General features: G+C 50.6%; 2 protein-coding genes. Both read left to right on the forward strand.

Going from position 1 to position 1,507, the window contains the following annotated elements:
- Positions 1 to 165: 165 nt before the first annotated feature.
- On the forward strand, positions 166 to 597 hold the full coding sequence (locus ABD982_RS11200) for a hypothetical protein (protein WP_345447646.1): 432 nt from the start codon (positions 166 to 168) through the stop codon (positions 595 to 597).
- 270 nt (positions 598 to 867) lie between these two features.
- Positions 868 to 1,458: a hypothetical protein gene (locus tag ABD982_RS11205; RefSeq protein WP_345447649.1), complete on the forward strand. Its 591-nt coding sequence runs from the start codon at positions 868 to 870 to the stop codon at positions 1,456 to 1,458.
- Positions 1,459 to 1,507 lie beyond the last annotated feature (49 nt).

The following is a 1,507-nucleotide window of genomic DNA, read 5'->3' on the forward strand; positions in this document are numbered from 1 at the left end:
AGCAACGGTCTTGTCCGGTATGGCTTGAGGTTATTTATAGAGATTTAACGCTCATATTTTTGCCGCGGGTGGGGCCGTTGTCTAGTTGGTGGGTGTGGGGTGCGTGTCTACTTTTGAATAAGCCTCAATAATTAGTGTTCTTTTCTGCAGAGAGTTTTACGAACGATGACTAAAAGAAAGCGGAACTATTCCCGCACATCACATGAGATGAATTCACGGCAAAGGAAACGGATACGTCCACGGGGCGCTGACGTTGTTTTATGGGTAATGGGCATAATTTTTATTCTTGTTACTTTCGTCTATACCGGCAATAAGTTTTTTACTACCACCGAGAGTTGTACGGTTAAGAAGACCGAAATTGTTGTTCTCGATATAAACGCCGGCGGGGTTCCTTATCAGTCACCTGTTCTCTACGTGTACTCCCAAGACTGCCCGCCTATATCTTTCAGTAGTCCGCCTAATGATTATGTGAGCCTAGAGCAGGTTCCTGGTGATTTAGAGGTGGGGCATACGTATGAGTTTGAGGTTGGTTTTTTCCGTGCCGAGCTTATTGGTGTCCGCGATGAGTGGTGGCGGGGTGTGGGGATTAATTTTTAGGTTTCTTGGTGTTCTGTCAAAGAATGTGGGTGAGCCTTGTGTGCTGTGCGGGTTTTTGTCCGTGGGGTATGGTGGGGTTTGCGCTGTAGGGGGTGGAGGGTTTTTCGCTTCAGGGGTTAGTGATGCTATGGGGGTGTTGGTGTGGTGCCAGCACCCCTTCCTTTTTGCTCGAGTGACCGGGGAGGTGTCGTCCTGACGGGTGACTAGGAACTTCCCTCTACCTCAACCTCTGGTTTTAGGGTGCCGGCTGCTGGTGCTAAGGCTCTTGCTTTGGGGCAGAAGGCTGCTAATTCTTCGGTGTTTAATCCGATGCGGTATGTGGATGCTGTGCGTTCTTCTCATGCTGAGGTCAAGGCTGCTGCGTGGGCTGCTCGTTCTGATGAGTTGGGTCAGGTTGCTGCTCATTTTGGTGATGTGGGTGGTTATGCTCGGTCTTTGTCGGGGCAGACGGTTAATGGTGTGGTGTCGAATATGACGAGTAATAATTTGGCGTATGGTTTGGGTGATTTTGAGGAGCATACAGTGGGTGGTTATGCTCGGGCGACGGTGTCTGGTGTGGGGGTTGGTGTGGTGTCGCCGAGGGTGACGCCGTTGAGGCAGCAGGCCATTGGTGGAGCTAGTGTTGATGCCGGCTTAGTGGAGCAGGGTCTTAACGGTGTGAAAGGCTTTGCTATAGATAGGGCTGCTGATTTTGGTTTGGGTATGGGTAATTATGCTGTGACACCGCAAGAAGAAGCCCTCAACTGGGAAGATGCATTCAAGGATGGTTTCAAGTCTGCTGTGAGTGGTGGTTCTGGGATGGTGAGTTCTGGGTCTGCTGATAGTATTCGGGTGGCGACACCGAAAGTTGGAGGTGAGTAAACGGGATGAGTGGTTCAACTCGAAAGCCGGCGAAGATGCCTAGGCGCAA

Source organism: Rothia endophytica (assembly GCF_039543885.1).
In the GTDB taxonomy this organism is placed as follows: Bacteria; Actinomycetota; Actinomycetes; order Actinomycetales; family Micrococcaceae; genus Rothia; species Rothia endophytica.

Coding starts and splice junctions, on each gene's coding strand:
- ABD982_RS11200 (WP_345447646.1), top strand. CDS start 166: ATGACTAAAAGAAAGCGGAACTATTCCCGCACATCACATGAGATGAAT.